The organism is Candidatus Paceibacterota bacterium (genome assembly GCA_035452965.1).
Taxonomy (GTDB): Bacteria; Verrucomicrobiota; Verrucomicrobiia; order Limisphaerales; family UBA8199; genus UBA8199.
The window spans coordinates 272,836-288,205 of record DAOTCE010000003.1; the positions used below are offsets into that span (position 1 = coordinate 272,836).

13 protein-coding genes are annotated in these 15,370 nt (G+C 62.5%); 10 read left to right on the forward strand and 3 right to left on the reverse strand.

Annotated elements, in window-relative coordinates:
• The first annotated feature begins 68 nt into the window (after positions 1–68).
• Both P5205_04860 and P5205_04865 read left to right on the forward strand, forming a co-directional pair.
• Positions 69–470 (forward strand): hypothetical protein, encoded by a 402-nt coding sequence (locus P5205_04860; GenBank protein HSA09683.1) that lies wholly within the window; start codon positions 69–71, stop codon positions 468–470.
• Positions 467–1,009 (forward strand): gamma carbonic anhydrase family protein, encoded by a 543-nt coding sequence (locus P5205_04865; protein HSA09684.1) that lies wholly within the window; start codon positions 467–469, stop codon positions 1,007–1,009. The genes P5205_04860 and P5205_04865 overlap by 4 nt, the downstream gene beginning before the upstream one ends.
• Before the next feature lie 109 nt (positions 1,010–1,118).
• On the opposite strand, the gene P5205_04870 is transcribed toward P5205_04865, so the two are convergent.
• Positions 1,119–3,923, reverse strand: coding sequence for an Ig-like domain-containing protein (locus P5205_04870; protein HSA09685.1), 2,805 nt, complete (start codon positions 3,921–3,923; stop codon positions 1,119–1,121).
• 559 nt (positions 3,924–4,482) lie between these two features.
• Between P5205_04870 and P5205_04875 the strand changes: the two genes are divergently transcribed.
• Positions 4,483–5,283, forward strand: coding sequence for a DUF108 domain-containing protein (locus tag P5205_04875; GenBank protein ID HSA09686.1), 801 nt, complete (start codon positions 4,483–4,485; stop codon positions 5,281–5,283).
• A 30-nt stretch (positions 5,284–5,313) separates the two neighbouring features.
• Here the strand turns inward: P5205_04875 and P5205_04880 are convergent, their stop codons facing one another.
• Positions 5,314–5,547, reverse strand: a complete 234-nt coding sequence (locus P5205_04880) for a hypothetical protein (GenBank protein HSA09687.1) — start codon at positions 5,545–5,547, stop codon at positions 5,314–5,316.
• Between the two features lie 183 nt (positions 5,548–5,730).
• Here P5205_04880 and thrC point away from each other — a divergent pair, with 183 nt between their 5' ends.
• The 7 genes from thrC to P5205_04915 all read left to right on the forward strand — a co-directional run bounded on the left by thrC (position 5,731) and on the right by P5205_04915 (position 13,365).
• Complete coding sequence (gene thrC, locus P5205_04885) at positions 5,731–6,939, forward strand: threonine synthase (GenBank protein HSA09688.1); 1,209 nt, start codon at positions 5,731–5,733, stop codon at positions 6,937–6,939.
• A 95-nt stretch (positions 6,940–7,034) separates the two neighbouring features.
• Positions 7,035–7,820 carry an SDR family oxidoreductase gene (locus P5205_04890; GenBank protein ID HSA09689.1) on the forward strand — a complete coding sequence of 262 codons (786 nt, stop codon included), beginning with the start codon at positions 7,035–7,037 and terminating at the stop codon, positions 7,818–7,820.
• On the forward strand, positions 7,813–8,499 hold the full coding sequence (locus tag P5205_04895; protein ID HSA09690.1) for a hypothetical protein: 687 nt from the start codon (positions 7,813–7,815) through the stop codon (positions 8,497–8,499). The genes P5205_04890 and P5205_04895 overlap by 8 nt, the downstream gene beginning before the upstream one ends.
• An 81-nt stretch (positions 8,500–8,580) precedes the next feature.
• Entirely contained in the window at positions 8,581–10,554 is a 1,974-nt protein-coding gene (locus P5205_04900) for an ABC-F family ATP-binding cassette domain-containing protein (GenBank protein ID HSA09691.1), read from the forward strand.
• A 55-nt stretch (positions 10,555–10,609) separates the two neighbouring features.
• Complete coding sequence (locus tag P5205_04905; GenBank protein HSA09692.1) at positions 10,610–11,482, forward strand: sugar phosphate isomerase/epimerase family protein; 873 nt, start codon at positions 10,610–10,612, stop codon at positions 11,480–11,482.
• 184 nt (positions 11,483–11,666) lie between these two features.
• Positions 11,667–11,846, forward strand: a complete 180-nt coding sequence (locus P5205_04910; GenBank protein HSA09693.1) for a hypothetical protein — start codon at positions 11,667–11,669, stop codon at positions 11,844–11,846.
• 316 nt (positions 11,847–12,162) lie between these two features.
• Entirely contained in the window at positions 12,163–13,365 is a 1,203-nt protein-coding gene (locus P5205_04915) for a Gfo/Idh/MocA family oxidoreductase (protein ID HSA09694.1), read from the forward strand.
• A 3-nt stretch (positions 13,366–13,368) separates the two neighbouring features.
• On the opposite strand, the gene P5205_04920 is transcribed toward P5205_04915, so the two are convergent.
• Positions 13,369–15,135 carry a hypothetical protein gene (locus P5205_04920; protein HSA09695.1) on the reverse strand — a complete coding sequence of 589 codons (1,767 nt, stop codon included), beginning with the start codon at positions 15,133–15,135 and terminating at the stop codon, positions 13,369–13,371.
• Positions 15,136–15,370 lie beyond the last annotated feature (235 nt).

The following is a 15,370-nucleotide window of genomic DNA, read 5'->3' on the forward strand; positions in this document are numbered from 1 at the left end:
ATTGAATAAAACTCAATTTGGCCCGTCGTACTGTTGTCGGTCATATTATACAACTCGAAAGGTAAATTATGAAGAAGATGATTCTGAGTATGACAATTCTGGCAATTGCCGCGGCAGGGGCTCAGACCGTCTGGGCCGGCGGCCACCACGGTGGTTGCGGCGGAGGCGGATGGAGTACCGCAGCCGCGGTGGTGGGCGGCGTGACGGCCGGATTGATTGTCGGGCAGGCCCTGGCCCCGCGCCCGAGTTACTATGTCGCGCCGGCGCCCGTATGTTACCCCGCGATGGGCTACGGCTATACGTACTATGCCGCGCCTCCGGTCCGGCCCGCGGTTGTTTACCCCGCACCAGTTCCAGTCGTCTACGCCGCACCGGCTCCAGCGGTGGTATATCGTCCCCCGGTGTGCGTGGCTCGCCCGGTGGTGAGCTTTAGCTTCGGCTACGGTGGCCATCGTCGCGGCTACTGGTGAAAAATCGGCTCGACACGTTCCTGCGTAAGAAGCCGGCTCTGGGCAAAGGTGTGTATATCGCCCAGGGCGCCGTTGTCCTGGGGGACGTGACCCTGGGCGATCGTTCCAGCGTCTGGTGCAACGCGGTTTTGCGAGCGGACATCAACCGCATCGTCATCGGCCACTGCTCCAACATCCAGGATAACGCGGTTCTGCATCTGGCGGAGGAACTGCCTTGCATTCTGGGCAACTACGTTACCGTGGGCCACGGCGCCATCGTTCACGCGTGCGCGATCGCCGACGAGGTGCTGGTAGGCATGGGCTCGACCATTCTCGATGGCGCAATAGTCGGCGAGCAATCCATCATCGGCGCCGGGGCAGTGGTCACGTCCGGCATGCAGATTCCTGCCGGCTCGCTGGTGCTGGGTGTGCCCGGCAGAGTTGTGCGCAAATTGACGCCGCAGGAACGGGCGGATTTGAAAGTCATGGCTGAAAAGTACGTGCACGCCACCGCTTACTACCTCGAGAATACGATCAACCTCTCGGCGTCGCTGCAATAGTAGCCCGGCGGCACTTTCGGGGGTTGGCATTCATGCCCGGCGCAGCCCGTGGCGAGGGATAACATCGTCGCGTTGGGCGGGCGGCCCAGCCAGCTCTGATCACCGCGGGTTACGGCGCGCGGTACAGGAAGACTTTCAGGCGGTCCGACCAGGGCCCGGTCCCAGCCGGGCTGGAACCGCGCACCCACCAGAGATACGTCCCGGCCCCCATCCCGGGCACGTCCACCGCGAAGGTGCCGGTTGTGGGGTCCACTACCGACTCCGTCAGCGTGAACCAGCGGTTAACAAACAAGGCCCCATTTCGCTCGATGTACACTTCATAACTGGTCGCCGCCCGGTCCGCCCTCCAAGTGAGACGCTGAGTTCCACTGACCGCCACCACCCCGGAAGGTGAAAGCGGCACAATGTTGCCCGGCGCGGTAGCCTGAACAGCGAAGGAGGAATTTGTGGACCAGGAGCCAATCCCGGCTGCGTCGCACGCCTGAACCGCCCACGTATAATTGCCCGTCGGCAGATCGGCGGAGGCGGTCCAGTTCGTCGCCCCCTCGACCCATTGCTCAAGGTAACGGCTCCCGTCGCGGTCAATTGAAACGAGATACTTGGCGGCGACGGGTTCAGATAGCGTCCAGGAGAACTGCGGGCGGGCGGATTGAAGGGTGGCGTTGTCCAGCGGCATGGCCAGCGCAACGGCTCCCGGCACCGGCGCCTCCTGGGTGATGGTGCAACTGACGTTGGTCCCGTTACCGTTGACGGTTACCGTGCCCAGCCGGGCCGCGCCGGTATTCGGCTCGACCACCAATGTGCCCGTGTAGGCCCCGCTGCCTTGGGTGGCGCTGAGCAGCACCCACTCCGGTGCGTCAATGGTCCACGTGCAACTGCTCCCGGTGCCGATCACAAACGCACCGCTGGCAGCGTTGGCGCTGAACGCGGTCGGGCTCAGGTTGAGCGCATAAGTGCAAACGGCCGGCCGAGAAGGCACATGGGTGACTGTGACCGTGAAGGTGCGGGAGAAAGTGTTAAAGCTCGCGCCACCATCGTTGACGGTGATGGTGATGGTGGCCGAGCCATAGGCATTAGTGACCGGTGCAAAGGTGATCGAGCCCGTGGCGCTGGGGCTTATATAGGCAACCGTTGGAGCCGGGATGAGACCCGCGTTACTGGAGGAGGCGATAACGGTCAAGGTCTGGTTCTCGTTGGTGGCGCCGGCGCTGATGCCGGAAAGGGCGATGGTTTGAGGTCCGGCGTTTTCGTCAATCGTGACGCTGGTCAGCGCATTAAGCGTGGGCGGTTGGTTCACCGAATTGACGGTGACGGTGAAGGAGCGGGAGACGACGTTGTTGCTGGCGGCGCTGTCGTTCACTGTGACGGTAATTGTGGCAGAACCGGAGGCAAGAGCGACGGGCGTGAAAGCGATTGACCCGGTGTGGTTGGGGGTAGTGTAGGTGACCTTTGGAGTCGGAATCAGACTCGGGTCACTGGAGGTGGCAGTGACGACCAGCGTCTGGTATTCGTTCGGCGCGCCCGCGCTAATGCCGGTGAGGTTGACGGTCTGGAGCCCGGCACTTTCGTTGAGGGCGAGATCGCTCAGCGGGTCGAGCGTAGGAGCCTGGTTGACTGGGGTCACGTTGACGGTGAAGGTGCGGGCGACGAGGTTGTTGCTGGCGCCGCCGTCGTTGACGGTCACGGTGATGTTGGCGGAACCGTTGGCGAGGAGGACCGGCCTGAAGGTCAGTGAGCCTGTGGGGTTGGGGCTCGTGTAATGGATTGTCGGATTCGGGATGATACTCGTGTCATCGGATACCGCGGTGATGGACAGGGTCTGGGTCTCGTTGGCAGCACCGGAGGTGATGCCGGAAAGGGCGATGGTCTGCAAGGGGGCATCCTCGTCTATGGTGACATCGGCTGGCCGGTCGAGCGTGGGTTGCTGGTTGACCGGGGCAACAGTGACCGTGAAGGTGCGTGAAACAATGTTGTTGCTCACGCCGTCGTCATTGACGGTGACGGTGATGGTAGCCGAGCCATTCGCTGTGGCGACCGGGGTGAACGAGATGGAGCCGCTGGCGTTGGGGCTGGTGTAGTTGACCGTGGGATTGGGGATCAGGCTTGGGTTGCTGGAGGAGGCAATCACCGACAGTGTGTCGGCCTCATTGAGCGCGCCGGAGCCAATGCCGGAGAGGCTGACCGACTGGAGTCCGGCACCTTCGCTGACGGTGACATTGGCCAGCGCGTCGAGGGTGGGGGGCTGGTTCACTGGCAGGACGGAAGCCGTGAAGACGCGCGAGAACATGTTGTTGTTGGTGCTACCATCGTTAACAGTAACCGTGATACTGGCCTGGCCATTCGCATAGGCAACGGGGTTGAGGGTGATCGTGCCTGTCTTATCGGGGCTGGTGTAGTTGACTGCCGGAGTCGGGATGAGCCCGGTGTTGCTGGAAGAGGCCGTAACCGTCAACGTCTGCACTTCGTCCGTGGCGCCCGACGTGATGCCGGACAAGTTGACAACCTGGGGTCCGGCATTCTCATTGAAAACGAGATTAATCACAGGATCGAGCGTAGGCGGCTGGTTTGAGCCACTCAGCGGAATCAGCGCCGAAGCCTCGGAGGAGAAGTCGCTCTTTAGGCCATAGGTATCAATGGCAAGGGCGGCGAAGAAATACATCGTGCCTCCAACCAGATTCGAGATAGTGAGCGTAGTATTGGTGCCAGCCGAAACGCTGTCAGAGTAGGTGCCGCTGGCCACTCCAAAGTGAATTTCGTACTCGGCAATTATGTTGGTGCCGGCGCTTGGGTTCCAGGTCAGCGTCACTCTGCCGCCAGCCAACGAAGCTAAAGGGGTGTGGATGATGAACACGCCCCACAAAAGAGCGATAAGGCCCGCCCGCCTTACCCGATTGGAAAGGTCCGCAAACTTCATTGTACGGCTGCTCCGCATAAATGCTGCCAAGCCGGGGGTGGATTCCTTGAGTTGGGGGGCGTTTTGAGCTCAGTGCGGCTCCGCAAACACTGCAGGCTCCGCGCGGTTCTGCGGCCTATCTTCCTTTTTTTCAGGTGCTTACAGGTCGAATCGGGGCGGCTGTCCCAGGCGGAATGTCTGGCATTGATCCCTCATAATCGCAAAGCGCCCAGCCCCTGTTGCTACCTTTTCAGACACGCTGTCTCGTAACCAAGCAGGCCCGAGGTAATTGGTTCATCACGGATTTCCGCGGAGTGATAATGGTGGCTTCCACCCGCACAACCCGGCTGGCCGAGATACAGGGCACACGAGTGCATCATTGCTCACCGGCCAGAACCGGAAGGGCGCTCCCGCACTGTCCATATTTGGGTCAGTAATGCTGCCTGCTTGCCTTCTCCAGTTGCCGCTGACCCCAGTACCTCTGGCTTGGCGATACGATGGGGTGGAAGGCCTTGTTAAACGCTCAACGATTGACATCGCGGCCTTCAGAATTAGCCTGCGGCGAGAATTGTCGTTTCTCATGTCAACGAATAGAGCACGAATCGGGTTGATCGGTTTAGGTTACCTCGGGCGCTACGTGTACGAGCAAATTGTATCGAGGCCCGAACTGGGATTGGACGTCGCTTTCGTGCATGAGCTGGCGGCTGATCGGCTTGCGGGAGTGCCGGCGGAGGCAGCCTTGCCGAATATCACCGCATTCGCCTCGCGCGGTGCCGACCTTGTCATCGAGATGGCGCATCCGGCGGTCACGCGCCAGTTCGGGGAACAGTTCCTTCGGGAAACCGATTACATGCCGCTTTCCATGACGGCCTTTGCTGATGAGGGATTGCAGGACCGGCTGATTGAAACGGCACGGCGCAGTGGCACTTGCCTATTCGTCCCGCACGGGGCGGTGGTTGGTTTGGACAGCATCTTCGAGGGGCGGGAATTGTGGGAAGAAGTGACAGTGGTGATGAAGAAGAACCCGAAGAACCTCGATTTCAGCGCGGCGCCGCAGCTCAAGCCGGTGGACGTTGCCAAACCGGTCACCCTTTATGACGGCCCGACCCGCGGTGTGTGCCCGCTGTTCCCGCGCAATGTGAACTCCCACGCGGCGGTGGCACTGGCCGGGATCGGGTTTGACCGCACGCGCTCGGTGCTGGTGGCTGATTCGTCACTGGAGGTTTCGGTGATCGGACTGACGGCGCGCGGCAAAGGGGTGGCGCTGAGGGTTGAACGCTCCAATCCGTTGAAAGGCGTCAGCGGCGCTTTCACGCTCCATTCAACACTTGCCGCAGTGTGCCGCGCCAAAGGCACGGCCGGGGCGATGCAGATCTGCTGAGAAGCTGCGCGAGCTGCCGACGGCTGCTGACTACTGCGTGCCCCCGGCAACCGCACCACCCGTTGTGGTCGTGGCGCTCTGGCCAGCCCCAGTTGTGCCAAGATTCACTCCGAAGCCGAACTCCATAAGTGGAACGGAGCCCACCGGCGCCCACGCCATGCCGAAGACAAAGCTGTCCTCTTCCTCCCCGCATCCCTGCAACAGGGTCATCACGCCCACGGCGGCAATCGCCAAAAGTACTTTTGCTCCAAGTCGTTTGTTCATGATTTGTCTCGCGTAAGTTGAATGACTACCGTCGCATCCAGACATACACCGGCGGTGTCCGGCAGGCAAGGGGTTTTCACCTTGGTTGGCAATTGCTCACAGCCTTCGCTGAACCGGTGCTATCCGGGGGGGGCTTTGTACGGTTGTCAATGCGCCTGGGGAACGGCACACTTGACGGCGGTCATGCACAAATTGGTTTCCACCCTCACCGGCCTCGAGTATCCCTTCGAGCGGTTGGAGGAATTTGCAGATAACGGCGAGGCGCTGGAAGTGAGCGTCGGCGGCATTGAGCGGGCGCAGCCCCGGCCGGGCCCCCACATTTGGGAGCGGTTCGCGGAGTTTCTGCCGTTCCAGCGGGTGAATTCGGCCACCTCGCTCGGCGAAGGGAACACCCCGCTGGTGGGGGCGGGAGAGCGGCTGAAAGCGTATGCCGGCGTCGAGCGCTTGCTGCTGAAGAACGAGACGCAGAATCCCACCTGGAGCTTCAAGGACCGCGGCTCGCTGGCCTGCGTTTTCATGGCGCAGGCGATGGGCGAGCGGACGACGGCGACTATCTCCACGGGGAACATGGGCCATTCCATCGCGGCGTACGGCGCCCGAGCGGATCTCCGCGTGCTTGTGTTCGTGCCCGAGTTTGTCCCGCGCGAGAAGCTCCTGGCCATGGGCCTCCACGGCGCGGTGGTGATCCGTGTGCGGGCGCCGGATTATGCCCGGATGAAGGAGGTTGTGCTGGGCCTGGCGGAGGAGTTCAAGTTGCGCATTGTGTCGGGCAACGGTCCCATCCGCGTGGAGGGCTACAAGCTGACCGCCTTCGAGTTATATGAGCAAACCCGGGGGGAGCTGCCGGATTACATCGCCGTTCCGACGTCGGCCTGCGGGCATGTTCGCGGGCTGTTCAAAGGCTTCCGTGAACTGCTGGCGGCCGGGCTCATTCAACGCCTGCCCCGAATGATCGTGGTGCAGGCGGCCAACAACAGCCCGATCGTCAGCGCGATCAAGCAAGGATCAAAGCGGGTGATTCCGTTCACGAACTTCCACACGGTAGCCGAGGCCATCACCACGGGTAACCCAAAGGGCGGCGATGAGATCATCGCCAAGGCTTACGCGCATGGCTGGCTGGCCGAGGACGCCGCCGAGGCGGAGATCCTGGAAGCTCAGCGCGTTCTGGCGCAAGCGGGATGGTTCGTCGAGCCGGCCACGGCGACAACGCTCTGTGCCGTGAGGAAGCTCAAGGCGGCCGGCAGGATCGGAGCTGAGGATTCGGTCCTGCTCATGTTGACCGGCGCTGGGCTTAAAGACCTGGATGCCCTGAAACACCAGCCTTGCAGCATCATCGAGAGCAACCTTGACAGCGTGCGGTGTGATGTGGAGCGCGGCCTCAAGGTGCCATGAGACCGCGCTCGAACGCGAGCCTGCTGTGCCTGCGCTTCATCGTGGGGATTTCTGCGCGGTTGCAAAACCAACTTTGGTGGGGTTAGCTGAGTGGTATGAGCGTGGACACGGTGCTGATTACGGGCGCATCCTCCGGCATCGGGTTGGAGCTGGCGCGGTGCTTCGCGGCGGAGGGGTGCCGGCTGGCGCTCGTGGCGCGGAAGGGCAATGCGCTCGAAGCGCTTGCGAGCGAGCTGAGGAAGGCCCACAAGATTCAGGCGCAGGTGATCACCGCCGACCTCGCGCAGCCGGAAGCCCCGACGCGGCTGCTGGCCCATTTGCAGGCGGCGGGGCTCAAAGTGGACGTGCTGGTGAACAATGCCGGAATCGGGGCGCAAGGCAGGTTCGCGCAACTGCCGCTGGGACGGCAGCTTGAGATGTTGCAGGTGAATATCACCAGCCTGACACATCTTACGGGCCTTTTGCTGCCGGGCATGCTCGAACGCCGGCGCGGCGGCGTTCTGAATGTCGCCTCGACTGCTGCTTTTCAGCCCGGTCCTGGCATGACGGTCTATTACGCCACGAAGGCTTATGTGCTGTCGTTCAGTGAAGCCCTGGCCGAGGAACTGGCCGGAACGGGCGTTTCCGTTACTGCCGTATGCCCCGGTCCAACGGCGACGAACTTCGGCACCGTGGCCAACATGAGGACGCTGGGGATGGTGAAGAAGGTGTCCATGACGGCCGAAGCGGTTGCCCGCCTCGGGCATCGGGCTTTTCGCAGGGGGAAGGCGGTTGCCGTCACGGGGCTGCGCAACCAGATTCCCGCATTTCTGGTCCGCGTGGTGCCGCGCGCGGTGGTCCGCAAGATTACCAAACGGCTGAACAACGTAAATTATGCCTGATACGGATTGGAACTGTCGCCTCGCGCGTTGGCTCACGCTGTTTCTGGTTGGGGTGGTCGCTGCGGTTGGATTCGCCTCCGTGGCTTCGGCGCAGAGCGCCCCGGCCCGCAAGGGGGCCAAGCGGGGGACGGAGGAGAAGCAAGCTTGCATCAAGAACCTCAAGGCGATCAACGGCGCTATTCGGGCATTTCAGGCCGAACATCACGACCTGCCCAACTGGCTTTCGGATCTGGTGCCGCAGTACCTGGACGACTTGAACGTGCTGATCTGCCCGGTCTGCCGCCGCACGGGGCAATCCCTGGCCCGCCCCATGGCAGATCCCAAACTCCCGAGCTCCTATGTTTTTATGTTCTGCCCGGTGCCGCTGGGCAAGGCGGCCACCAACGCTCCAACCCGCACTCACAGAGAGTGGAGGCGCCGCCAAATGGGCTTGTTGGGGTCGGACGTTCCGGTAGTTCAGTGTCGTTTCCACCGGCCGAGGCTAAACCTGGCGTTTGACGGCAAGATATATGAAAGCCCGGTTTCCTGGGAATTGGCTTTTACCAACCGGGTCAGCGCGGCGGAGTTGACGCCCGACCGACTATTTGCTGATGAGACCCCGCGACCGGCCAGGGCCACCCAGAAGGCTAGCGCGAAGAAGTCCCGCCAAGCCGGCACGGAGTCCAATGCGAAGGATTGAAACGCCGGCTCAGCCCGGCGCTAGCTAGCGCCGCCGTTTTGGGCTTTGGCGTTGAGCCGCTGGATTCTAGACTGGCGATTCATGTTGACGTTGTCTGGCATCAGCAAGGCGTATGGCGAACGGGTGTTGTTCGCCGACGTCACATTGCAGGTGAACCGTTTGGATCGGATTGGGCTTGTCGGTCCGAACGGGGCCGGCAAGACCACCCTCTTTTCGATCATACTTGGCGAAGAACCGGCCGACACGGGCAAGATATCCTCCGAGCGCGGCATCTCGATCGGCTACCTGCCGCAGGAAAACGCGCCGGTCGCGGACGAGACCGTCATCGAGCTGGCCACGGGCATCACGCCGGAATACACGAAACTCCGCCGCATCCTCAAGGCCTGGGAGGCGGATCACCCAACCGCGGCGCTGCATCCCGAGGAGATCCATGATGATGTGCATGACCGGTTCAACGAGTTGGGCGGCTATCGCCTGGAAGCCAAGGCCAAGCAGATTCTCGCCGGACTCAGCTTCCGGGAGAAGGACTTCGACCGGCCCGCCCGGGAGATGAGCGGGGGCTGGGTGATGCGCGCGCACCTGGGACGGCTGTTGACGCAGGAGCCGGACCTGCTCCTGCTGGATGAGCCGACCAACCATCTGGACCTGGAGGCATTGCTCTGGTTCCAGGATTACTTGAAAGGCTACCCGGGGGCGATTCTCGTCATTTCGCACGACCGCGAGTTTCTCAACCAGTTAGTGGGGAGCATCGTGGAGATTCGCCAAAGCAAGCTGATCCGCTACCGGGGCGGGTATGACGAATTTCTCGAACAACGCCAGGCCTACGAGGAGCAGTTGCTGGCGGCTTACAAGCACCAGGAGCGCGAAATCGCCCGGCTCATGGAATTTGTCAATCGCTTTCGCGCCAAAAATACCAAGGCCACGCAAGCCCAGAGCAAGCTCAAGCAGATCGAGCGCATGGACAAGATCGAGGCGCCCGAGGGGGAGGATCGCAAGCTCAGTTTCCAATTCCCCCAGCCGCAGCGCAGCGGACTCCGGGTGGTGAAGCTGGAGCACATCCAACATGCCTACGGCGATAACGTGGTGTACCGCGGTATGAACTTTCAGGCCGAGCGTGGTCAGCGCACCGTGTTGGTGGGCCCAAACGGGGCGGGGAAGTCCACCTTGCTGAAGATTCTCGCAGGCGTGCTCACGCCGCAGGCGGGCACGCGCACGCTCGGCCACAACGCCAAGGCGGGCTATTACTCGCAGTATCGCGTGGACATGCTGCACCCGGATCGCACGGTCCTGGAAGAGGCGTTCGACACACCGCAGCGCCTGACCGAGCAATTCGTTCGCACCTTGCTCGGCTGCTTTCTGTTCCGGGGCGATGATGTGTTCAAGCGGGTCGAGGTGCTGAGCGGCGGCGAGAAGAGCCGCCTGGCGCTGGTGAAGCTCTTGCTGGACCCGCCCAACCTGCTGCTCATGGACGAGCCGACCACGCATCTGGACCTGTCCAGCGTTGACGCCCTGGCCTATGCGCTCGACCAGTTTGAAGGCACGCTCGTGTTCATCAGCCATGACGTCTATTTCATCCGCGCGCTGGCGAACCATGTCGTCCACGTGGATGCCGGCCGGTTGACGCATTACCCTGGCGGCTACCAGTATTACCTGGACAAGACGAAGGCCCAATCCGAGCGGGCGGGGCTGACGGCGGCTGGAGGCGGGCGGGCGGAAGGCCTGGCCAGCCCAGGCAATCAAGGCACGCGGGAACGCTTGCCCTCCCCGACGATGGACCGGAAAGCGCAGAAGCGGGTCGAGGCCGAGCAACGCCAGGCGCGCTCGCGGGAACGCAAGGCCCAGCAGCAGTTGGTGCACCGGCTGGAAAAGGAGATTCAGGAACTTGAGGCCCGACAGGCGGAGATGATCGCCGAGCTGGAGAGGCAGGAGACTTACGAGCAGCCCGGACGCGCGGCGGGGATCAACCGTGAATTGATGGACGTTCAGCGCCGCCTGGCCGAGCTGAATCCTGAGTGGGAACAGGAAGCTACCCGGTTGGCGGCGCTGGATCGGTAAGCCGCGCTGCATCAACCGCCTTGACCTTTGCCCGCGCCCGGCATAGAAGGGCGGCATGATTCGCATAGGAATACACACCGACAATTGGAGGCCCCTGAGCGTTGGCTTCGAAGGCGCCTGTGAGAAGATCGCTGCCACGGGCATTAAGCACATTGAGTTCGCCGTCGTTCACGGGCAGAACTTCATCGCCGCCCTGGGCTACGATCCGGGGGTTTCGCTCCAGTCCAACCCCCGAGCTATCCGCCGTTACCTGGACAAGCTCGGTCTCGCCGTTTCGCAGATTGACGGCTCCTATCCGATGATGGGGCCCAACGGCTCGGCTTTTGGCGTGCAATACGTCACCCAGTCCATCCGTTTTGCCGCGGACCTGGGCTGCCCGATGGTGGACACTGTGGACGGCGCCTTCGAGACGCCCGGCCTGACGCGCAAGGAGGTCTTCCGCGTCACTTGCGACAACTATCGCCAGTGCCTTTCCTGGGCCGAGGACTACAAGGTCGTCATCAACGTCGAGCCGCACGGCCCTTACACCAACGACGTCGAGTTCATGCAGAACCTCTTCAAGCACTTTGACTCCGAGTATTTGCGCTGCAACTTCGACACCGGCAACACGTTCATCGCCGGCCACAACCCGCTCGACTACCTGAAGGCCTTGCGCAAATACGTCAGCCATTGCCACATCAAGGACGTTAGTCCCGCCCTGGCCGCCGCCGTGCGCGGCGAAGAGACCGGCATCGGCAGTTCCGAGGTTCATGTCGGCGGCGGCGTCAACGCCGACAACATCCGCGCCTGCATGGCGTTCCTGCACCGGCACGGCTGGGACGGCGTGGTCTCCCTCGAATGCAGCGGCACGGACGAGAATACGCGCAAGAGTGTCGAGTGGATGAAGGGCGTGGTAAAGGGCCTCGGGAAAGAGGCGAAGAGGCGGTGAGGGCAACGTGCTGACCGGGGAGCGGTGCGTGCTTGGGGACGGCGGGCGTTACCTCTCGCAGGATGTCATGGTGCGGTCGGCCTCCGCCGCAGTTGCCTGCTTCGTGGCTGGGCGGCTTGGTTCTTCCTCGGCAAGCCCAAAAAAGGCTTGCCGCCTCCCGCCGGCGGTGCCATAACCCCAGCATATGGATGCGCCGAAGAAGGAAGCGCGCGGCACCAATGTAACTGGCGAGCAGGCAGGTCCAGCGACTCTAGGACAGAAGGTGTTCCTGGTCGTTCTCTACCTGTACGTGCTCTCGCTGGTTTGGCTCACCCTCAGCCATCATTGGTACGGGGTGCTGCCAAAGTGGCTCGACCCGCACTAGCAGCGAGCCGTAACGGGAGCCGTCAACGCGGGCCCCGGCGCGCCGGCGCGCCTGTGGTGCTTCGGTGTTTTGGTGGTCCTTGGACGGTGTTGGCAGCATCATTGCAGCATGATTGCTCCATGATTGGGTCTTAATTGGGCCTTGATTGGCCCGCTTCCTTCCGCGCGCCCGTCCCCTGAACCGCCGCGACCCCGCGCGTCGAGTGCAACACTGTTATCACGACACCGGCCGGTTGTCAAGATGGGCCCGGCCCGCGGCGGCCCTCGTTCGTCGCGCGCGGGCTTGCTTTGGCGGCGGCTGGGGACACAATTGCCGCATGACTACAAGCCTTCCCCAGATTTCCCGCCGGGCGTTTCTCGCCACTGCTGCCACCGCCACCGCCATCACGGTGCTGAAGCCGTCGCTGGTCCTCGGCTCCCAGGCCAACTCGGCCCTGGAGATCGGCCTTATCGGCTGCGGGGGGCGCGGCAGTTGGATTGCCAACCTCTTCGCCGAGTCCGGCAAGTATAGGCTCGTGGCCTGTGCGGATTACTTCCAGGACAAGGTGGACGCCGTAGGCGAGCAACACGGCATTGATCGTGCGCGCCGCCACACCGGTTTATCGGGCTACAAGCGGCTGCTCGACAGCAAGCTCGACGCGGTCGTCATCGAGACGCCGCCCTATTTCCATCCGCAACAGGCAGCGGACGCGGTGGACGCGGGCAAGCATGTTTATCTGGCCAAACCGATTGCGGTGGATGCGCCCGGCTGCCAGGCAATTGCCGAAGCCGGGGAGCGCGCCACCGCGCGGAAGCGGGTGTTCCTGGTGGATTTCCAGACGCGAGCCGATGCGAACTTCCGCGACGCCGTTGGGCAGGTCCACAAAGGCGCGATGGGCCCGCTGGTTATGGCCGAGGCGTGGTATCCATGGGCGGGCGGCGGGCGCGGTCAGCCGCCGGCAACGCCCGAGCAGCAACTGCGGAGCTGGTACTATGTCCTGCCGCTCTCGGGCGATTTCATCGTCGAGCAGAGCATCCATTCGCTGGACCTGGTCACCTGGATCATCAACGCCGATCCCATCCGCGCCCGCGGCACCGGCGGCCACAAGGTGCGCCCGGCCAACAGCATTTATGACCATTTTGCGGTGACGTACTGGTTCCCGAACGACCTAGTGCTGTCATTCACCTGCATCCAAAGCATTCCGATGGTGAAGGATGAAATTCGGGCACGGGTGTTTGGGGCCAATGGCTATATTGACGCGGATTACTACACCGGCGTGACGCTACGTGGCCCGGAGACTGCCGTGCGCGCCACGGTCGGCGACCTCTACAAGAGCGGCACCGTCGTCAATATCAACGAATTCCACGTCGCAGTCACCCAGGGCGATTGCTCCAATCCGACGGTGGCGCCTTCGGTCCGCTCGAATCTGACTGCTATTCTGGGCCGCGAAGTCGCCTACCACCGGAAGGAATTGACGCTGGCGGCGCTATTGAAGCAAGGCAGGAAACTGGAGCCGGATCTCAAGGGGCTGAACGCTTAGCGCCTATTTCGGAGGGAAGGTCGCGCGGTAGTTGAACCGGTCGTTGGGCGCGGCGTCGCCGTTGAGCGTGAAATCGCTCGCCTCGCCGGTTTGTTGGGCATTGTCTGCCCACTTGAAATCCAACGTGTCGAGCCTAGTGCTCACGCCGAGCGCGGCGCGCGGAATGGCCAATTCGAGTTCGCTGCCGGCCAAGCGGCAGGGAACTTCCACCGGGTTCCCCCAGCGATAGCCGCCGGCATTGCGTTCGAGCGTGGTGGTTTGCGCGCGAACGCTGGTTCGGTTCACGATGAAGTCATAACCGAGCCAGCCAGTGCGGGAATTGAGGTCTGCGTTCAGGAACAGGAGCATCCAGTTTGTGCCGCTGGAAGGCGATAGCGGTTCCCGGGTGCGCGCGTAGAAACAGACGTTGGTGGAATCCAGGCTGGTTTTCGCGGCGATGATGTCGTTGCGGCCGGTGCGGTTTGTGTAGCGCTGGCCCGGGGCCCAGCCGGCGTGGTCGCGTTGGACCGGGTCGCCGATGGTATCGCGGAATTCGGGTTCGACCGCCGCCCAATCCTCGAAGCGCCCGTCAATGGTGATGGGCTGCGGCTTGACCGTCGGCAGCGGGCGGACGCCTTTGTAGCGGCGAATATTGGCGACCATTTGGTAGAAGTAGGCATCGTCATGTCCGCCCTGCATCGGCTCGATGTCGCGGCTGAATTCCCGGTCGAATTGATCCACGAAGGTTACCGGTCCGCTGGCGTGGAAGGGCGCCCGGTGATCAAAGCGCATCGCGATCCATTCGTTCCAGCCGGTAACAAAGATGAACTCGGGGTCAATATCGAGCGCGCGGCGCCACTGTTCGGCGAAGTTGCGGCCGGAGAAGTCCCAGCCGTTCGGCGCGGGCTCGCGGCCATCGTGAAAACTGCGGCCGTGGGAGCGGGGATTGCTGAGGACGCTCAACTTGCCATCCACGGCGTTTTGGGCCACGCCGACCACCATTTGTTCCCGCGCCCCGGCGGCATTGGTGAAGATGTGCTGGGGGAAAACCTCCAGCCACCCCCATTGATTCGGCCCGGTCGGTCCGACGAAGTAATCCGGCTGCGGTTTTCGGAAAGTGAAGCGGTTGCGAATATCCGGCGCGAGGTCGGTCAGCGCAGGATCGGCCAGGATCAGCGGCTTGCCATCCCAGCGGAACCAGAGTTCGGGATAGAGACCTTGGCTGTAAAGCTGCTCCCAAAGCTCGCGCGCGACCTTTTTCGGATCCCAAAAGGGGCACAGGAAGGCAATTTGCGGAGTCTGTCCGCCGGCCCGCCGGATCTGGTCAAACACCCGGCAGAGGGCCTTCCAGCTTTTCGGATAGGCAAGCTGGTTGGTGACATCGAAGATGATTACATCCACTCCGGCGTCCGCGAGCATCTGGGCGTGCTTGCGCAGCACGCCTTCGTCGTCCGAGAGGTAGTAGCCAAATATGGACTGTCCCCAGTGATGGAACTCGTGGAGCGGTCCCCAGAGCGGGCTGGCGGCATTAGTGATGGCTTGCGGTTCCCGGGCGAGGATTTGGGAAATGTCGAACGGGCCGCGTGGCGCTGCCGGGTAATGCCAGAGGAAATAGAAGACCCCCACTGTGCGATGCTTGCGGGGCAAGCCCGCTTCCGAGGATGAAGGAAGGCTGCGCCCCAGTGCGTCGGTGGCAACCCACGTGTCACTAAAAGTATCCCAACCTGCTTGCGGCGCCGCGGCCATTGCGCTCGCGCCGGGAAGTTGCTGGCTCAGCAGAGCGGTCGCCACGGAAATCAGCCAGACTCGGGTCAGGCGCGGGAGAAGGGATCGTATTCTGGATAGGAGCATTTTACGGCTTAAGGTAGTTCACGGCTGGAGAATCATTCGCACCAATCGTCAATCTGGCAAGGCGGCAGGTTTAGAATTTCAAGGCTGGAAGCCGGCGAGCGGAACCAGTAGGCTGGGGCCGCGTTCCTGGTCGGGCAATTGGGCGCACGTGGCGCCGTCACGCGCGGTTTTTGCC

What these genes read in the sequence shown, in the direction of transcription:
- P5205_04860 (HSA09683.1), top strand. Translation starts at nt 69, where the DNA reads ATGAAGAAGATGATTCTGAGTATGACAATTCTGGCAATTGCCGCGGCA.
- P5205_04870 (HSA09685.1), bottom strand. Translation starts at nt 3,923, where the DNA reads ATGAAGTTTGCGGACCTTTCCAATCGGGTAAGGCGGGCGGGCCTTATC.
- P5205_04875 (HSA09686.1), top strand. Translation starts at nt 4,483, where the DNA reads ATGTCAACGAATAGAGCACGAATCGGGTTGATCGGTTTAGGTTACCTC.
- P5205_04880 (HSA09687.1), bottom strand. Translation starts at nt 5,547, where the DNA reads ATGAACAAACGACTTGGAGCAAAAGTACTTTTGGCGATTGCCGCCGTG.
- thrC (HSA09688.1), top strand. Translation starts at nt 5,731, where the DNA reads ATGCACAAATTGGTTTCCACCCTCACCGGCCTCGAGTATCCCTTCGAG.
- P5205_04890 (HSA09689.1), top strand. Translation starts at nt 7,035, where the DNA reads ATGAGCGTGGACACGGTGCTGATTACGGGCGCATCCTCCGGCATCGGG.
- P5205_04895 (HSA09690.1), top strand. Translation starts at nt 7,813, where the DNA reads ATGCCTGATACGGATTGGAACTGTCGCCTCGCGCGTTGGCTCACGCTG.
- P5205_04900 (HSA09691.1), top strand. Translation starts at nt 8,581, where the DNA reads ATGTTGACGTTGTCTGGCATCAGCAAGGCGTATGGCGAACGGGTGTTG.
- P5205_04905 (HSA09692.1), top strand. Translation starts at nt 10,610, where the DNA reads ATGATTCGCATAGGAATACACACCGACAATTGGAGGCCCCTGAGCGTT.
- P5205_04910 (HSA09693.1), top strand. Translation starts at nt 11,667, where the DNA reads ATGGATGCGCCGAAGAAGGAAGCGCGCGGCACCAATGTAACTGGCGAG.
- P5205_04915 (HSA09694.1), top strand. Translation starts at nt 12,163, where the DNA reads ATGACTACAAGCCTTCCCCAGATTTCCCGCCGGGCGTTTCTCGCCACT.